The sequence below is a fragment of the Nocardiopsis listeri genome (assembly GCF_020741345.1).
Classification (GTDB): Bacteria; Actinomycetota; Actinomycetes; order Streptosporangiales; family Streptosporangiaceae; genus Nocardiopsis; species Nocardiopsis listeri_A.
Genome location: NZ_DYZD01000059.1, coordinates 1 through 4,801, shown reverse-complemented (window position 1 = coordinate 4,801; position 4,801 = coordinate 1). Strand labels below are relative to the sequence as shown.

Here is a 4,801-nt window from a genome sequence, read left to right as displayed (position 1 = left end):
CACCGGCCGGGTGTACGGCTCGGGCGAGGCCCGCGTCGTGCTGTTGCGGCAGGAGTCCGATCTGCCACCGGACCGCCGGGCCGCCGACGTGTACGCCGACGCGAACGGGTCCGTGGGCCTGTCCTCGCTCGGGTTGTTGCGCCCACGGGAGACGGGCAAGCGGGTCGGTGAACTGTCCATGGGTCAGCGCCGCCGCCTGGACCTGGCACTGGCCCTGACCCACCGGCCGCACGTGCTGCTGTTGGACGAGCCCACCAACCATCTGTCGATCGCGCTGGTGGACGAGCTCACCGAGGCCCTCCAAGCCACCGAGGCCGCTGTGGTGCTGTCCACCCACGATCGGCGATTGCTGCGCGACGTCGGGACCTGGCCGTGCCTGGACCTGGACGCCTACGCCCGGGTCTGACCCCGAACACGACGAAGGGGCGGTGACCGTTTCATCGGTCACCGCCCCTTCCGTGGGTGCCAGATCACTCGGCGGGCTCGGAACGGCGGACCAGGAAGGTCGCGAAGAACGCCAGGGTGGTGATGGCGGCACCGAGTATGAACGCGACGTGGATACCGCCGGCCTCGGCGGCGACGGCGCCCATGCCGCCCTCGACATGGCTCGTGGCCACCGCGGTCATCACCGCGATGAACGCGGCCGTGCCGGCGGCGCCGGCGACCTGCTGCACGGTACCGACCACGGCGCTGCCGTAGGAGTACAACCGCTGTGGAAGGGAGCCCAGCGCACCGGTCAGCAACGGGGTGAACATGAAGCCCAGACCGATGCTCAAGAACACGTGAGCGGTCACGATGGAGGCGATCGTGGTCTCGGTGTCGAAGGTGGTCATGGACCACATCACCAGGGTGACCACGGCCGCGCCCGGTGTGACCAGTGGGCGGGGCCCGAACCGGTCGTAGAGGCGGCCGACGATCGGGGCCAGCAGACCCATCACCAGACCACCGGGCAGCATCGCCAGGCCGGTGGCGAGGGTGTCGTGGCCGAGGACGTTCTGCATGTAGACCGGCAGCAGGATGATGACGCCGAACAGCGCCATGAAGCTGGCCAGCACCAGACTGATCGAGATGGTGAACTGGCGGGACTCGAAGACCCGCAGGTCCAGCAGGGCCCGGTCCTCACGCTGCAAGCGCAGTTGGCGCCACACGAACAGCGCCAAGGCCACGACGCCCACTCCGATGGCCAGGGCCGGAGGAATGCCGGCGCCGGCATCGGCGGCCTTGCCCAGGCTGGAGAAGCCGTAGACCAGGCCGCCGAACGCGAAGGCCGACAGGATGATCGAGAGCACGTCGACGCGGGCGGTGGTCGGTTCGGTGATGTTGCGGATGAAGATCGCGCCCAGGGACAGGCCCACCAGCGCGATCGGCAGGACCAGGCCGAACAGCCAACGCCAGTCCAGCATGTTGAGGATGAGCCCGGACAGGGTCGGTCCCACGGCCGGCGCCACCGCGATGACGATGGAGATGTTGCCCATCACACGGCCGCGGCGGTCGTTGGGGACCATGTTGAGCACGGTCGTCATGAGCAGCGGCATCATGATCGCCGTTCCGGAGGCCTGCACGATCCGGCCCAGCAGCAGGACCGTGAAGTTCGGCGCCAGGAAACAGATCAGGGTGCCCAGGCTGAACAGGGTCATCGCGGTGATGAAGACCTGTCTGAGGTGGAACCGCTGCAGCAGGAAACCGGTGATGGGGATGACCACGGCCATCACGAGCATGAAGGCCGAGGTCAGCCACTGCCCGGTGGAGACGGAGATCCCGAGGTCCCGGCTGAGGGCGGGCAGGGCCACACCCATGATCGTCTCATTCAGGATGACGACGAACGCCGAGACCAGGAGAAGCGGAATGACGAGCCGGGTGGCGCGCTGTTCGGCGCCCTCGTCCGTGGTGGTCGGTGGGGTGTGCCTGGTCACTTACTTCCTTGGGCGCTCATGGGTGGGCTGGACGTCCGGGGGATCGCGGGGAGAGGAACGGGAACGCTTCGATGACCGTTGAGTCCGACTTCGTCCCGACGCAGAGACAACCCCGCTGAACAGGGCAGTATTCCGCGCCGGGACGTGTGAGGAAAGTGGTTTTTCGAAGAGTGGAGACCGCTTTGTCCAGTCTAGGTGACGGAACGTCCCGTCTCGCCGGATTTACCAGCTGCGACGCCGCGTCCACAGGTGCGCCGCACCGACGAACGCCACCACCCACGCCGCCAGTACCACCAGGGCCGTCACCGGGTGGAGGGTGTCCGTTCCGGCGCCGAACCCGGCGACCGCGTGCACCGCCTCGCCCGGCAGGTAACGCAGGATCCCGTCCAGGGAGTCGCCCGGGATCCAGGCCAGGACCGTCGGCAGGATGAACAGCCCCAGCGTTCCGACCACACCGCCGGGCAACGAACGAGCCACCGTGGTGCAGGCCAAGGTCACCGTGCCGTAGAACGGGACCATCACCACGCTTCCGAGTATGATGCGCGCCACCCCTGGCGCGGTGAACGAGATGGTCGTCCCGTCGGAGAGCGCGCTCACCAGCTGTCCGGCCCCGAAGGCGCTCAGTCCGGCCGCCAGTCCGCACAGCATCCCGCCCGCGGCCATCACCAGGGCCGAGGCCGCCAAACGTCGCCCGCGCCGGGGGACGGCCAACAGGGCGACCCGGTTCAGGCCGGTGGACTGTTCGGAGGCCACCAACGAGGCGACCAGGACCACCACCACGAACGTCGCCGCGTCCACCCCCAACATGGAGGTGGTCACCACGTCCAACGCCGACATCGCCGACACCGAGCCGCCGGTGGTGGTCTCGGCGGTGAACAGGAACAACCCGGCCACCGCGGCCCCCACCAGGGCGCACACCACCGGGGCGAGGCGTGCCTGGACCAGCGTGGTCGAACGGGACCACTCGGCGGCGAGGGCCGCCCCGAACCCGGGCCTGCGCGTCTTCGCCCCCTCGACGGTGGTTCCTCGGTGGTCAAGCATGGTCGATCCCTTCCTTCGCGTCCTCGTCCTCGCTGTTCAAGGCGAGGAAGGCCTCCTCCAGGCCGGTGCGCAACGGGGTGAGTTCGTGCAGTTCCAGGCCCTCCCGCGCTGCCAACGCGCCCAGCGCGGGGGCGTCCAGCCCCACCACCTCCACCGCGTCTTCGCCGACCGAGCGCACCGTGGCGCGCCCAGCGACCGAACGGGTCAACCTCTCCACCTGGGGGGAGACCACCCGTACCCGAGCGGCGCCGGTACCGCGGGAGAGTTCTTCGGCGGGCAGGTCGGCGATCAACCGGCCCCGCCTCAGCACCAGCACGTGGTCGGCGGTGGCCTCCATCTCGCCCATCAGGTGGCTGGAGACGAACACGGTGCGGCCTTGGGAGGCCAGGTCGCGCAGCAGGGCCCGGACCCAGGCGATGCCCTCGGGGTCCAGCCCGTTGAGCGGCTCGTCCAGAACCAGCACCGCCGGATCGCCCAGCAGCATCGCGGCGATCCCCAGGCGTTGGCGCATCCCCAACGAGAAGGAACCCACCCGCCGGGCCGCCGCCTCGCCGAGACCGACCTGGTCGAGCAGGTGGTCGGCTCGGGAGAGGGGGATCCGTCCGGCCCGGCACAGCCACCGAAGGTGGTCGCGGGCGGTGCGGCCGGGGTGCGGGGCCTGCGGGTCGAGCAGGGCGCCCACCGTGCGCAGCGGGTCGGGCAGGTCCCGATAGGCCATGCCGCCGATCCGGGCGTGCCCCGAGGTGGATTCCTCCAGGCCCAGGAGCATGCGCATCGTCGTGGTCTTGCCCGCCCCGTTGGCCCCCAGGAAGCCGGTGACCCGTCCTGGGTGGACGGTGAAGTCGAGATGGTCGACGACGGTGGTGTCGCCGTAGGTTCTGGTGAGCGAGTCGACCTCGATCACCGGTGTCGTCGTTGTCATACCTCCACGTTGACGGGTGGAGGTGGATCGGACCTCATTGTTTTATCAGGAGGACACCGTGACAGTTGTCAGGGGTGCGCCGGCCCTCGTCGTCGTAGAGTCGGCCTGTGCCCGGAGAGGGGCGTCAGAGCGGGAGGCGACGGGGTGGGAACGCAGCGGGCATCCGCCGTTCGGGAGGCGGAGGGGCGCCGTCTGGTGGAACGGCGCCGGCCCGTCCGGCTCGGAGGCGCCCTGTTGGGGCTGCTCTCCCTGCCGGGGTGGACGTTGGCGGCCCCGGACCGACCCGTCGCCCTGGTGTTGCTGGTCGGCACGTTGTACACCGTCGCCTGTCTGGCGGCCATCCCCTTGACGGGGGAGCGGTGGCCCGCGCTTCGACCGCCGGTCTGTGCGGGGCTGCTCGCCGCCGGGTGGGCGATCCTGGTCTGGCTCGGGCCACAGAATCCCTGGGTGCTGCTCTACGCCCTCGTGGTCATCGCCGCGATGCTGCCACTGTTGTGGATCCTGACCCTGACCGGGGCCACCATGCTGGGCCTTCTGGTCTGGGGCGCGGCCACCGGTGACGCGCTCGGCCGGGTCCCCGACCTGATCATGATCGCCTCCGTCACCGCGGTGGTGGGGCTCCTGGCCTCCCTCGTGGAGGCCAACGCCGAACTGCGCCGAGCCCGCGAGCAGGTCGCCGAGCTGGCCACCGCCCGTGAACGCGAACGCGTCGCCCGCGACCTTCACGACATCCTCGGCCACAGTCTCACCACCGTCGCGGTCAAGGCCGGACTGGCCCGGCGGGTCCTGGACAAGGGAGGCGAACCGGAAGTGGCGTCCGCGCAGATCGGCGAGGTCGAGGAACTGGCCCGACGCGCCCTGGACGACGTGCGGGCCACTGTCGACGACTACCGTGAGGTGCGCCTGTCCGTGGAGCTGTCCAACG

5 protein-coding genes are annotated in these 4,801 nt (G+C 69.9%); 2 read left to right on the top strand and 3 right to left on the bottom strand.

What is annotated here, in order from left to right; translation table 11 throughout:
- Positions 1 to 406, top strand: a 406-nt coding sequence (locus K8V84_RS03670; protein WP_304070347.1) for an ATP-binding cassette domain-containing protein, incomplete at its 5' end; no start/stop codon positions are given.
- A 64-nt stretch (positions 407 to 470) separates the two neighbouring features.
- On the opposite strand, the gene K8V84_RS03665 is transcribed toward K8V84_RS03670, so the two are convergent.
- The 3 genes from K8V84_RS03665 to K8V84_RS03655 form a co-directional block, all read right to left on the bottom strand.
- Positions 471 to 1,913 (bottom strand): MDR family MFS transporter, encoded by a 1,443-nt coding sequence (locus K8V84_RS03665; protein ID WP_304070345.1) that lies wholly within the window; start codon positions 1,911 to 1,913, stop codon positions 471 to 473.
- A 222-nt stretch (positions 1,914 to 2,135) separates the two neighbouring features.
- Complete coding sequence (locus K8V84_RS03660) at positions 2,136 to 2,954, bottom strand: ABC transporter (protein ID WP_304070343.1); 819 nt, start codon at positions 2,952 to 2,954, stop codon at positions 2,136 to 2,138.
- On the bottom strand, positions 2,947 to 3,876 hold the full coding sequence (locus K8V84_RS03655) for an ABC transporter ATP-binding protein (RefSeq protein WP_304070341.1): 930 nt from the start codon (positions 3,874 to 3,876) through the stop codon (positions 2,947 to 2,949). The genes K8V84_RS03660 and K8V84_RS03655 overlap by 8 nt, the downstream gene beginning before the upstream one ends.
- A gap of 144 nt (positions 3,877 to 4,020) precedes the next feature.
- On the opposite strand from K8V84_RS03655, the gene K8V84_RS03650 reads away from it, so the two are divergent.
- The coding region (locus K8V84_RS03650; RefSeq protein WP_304070338.1) for a sensor histidine kinase at positions 4,021 to 4,801 on the top strand (781 nt) is incomplete at its 3' end.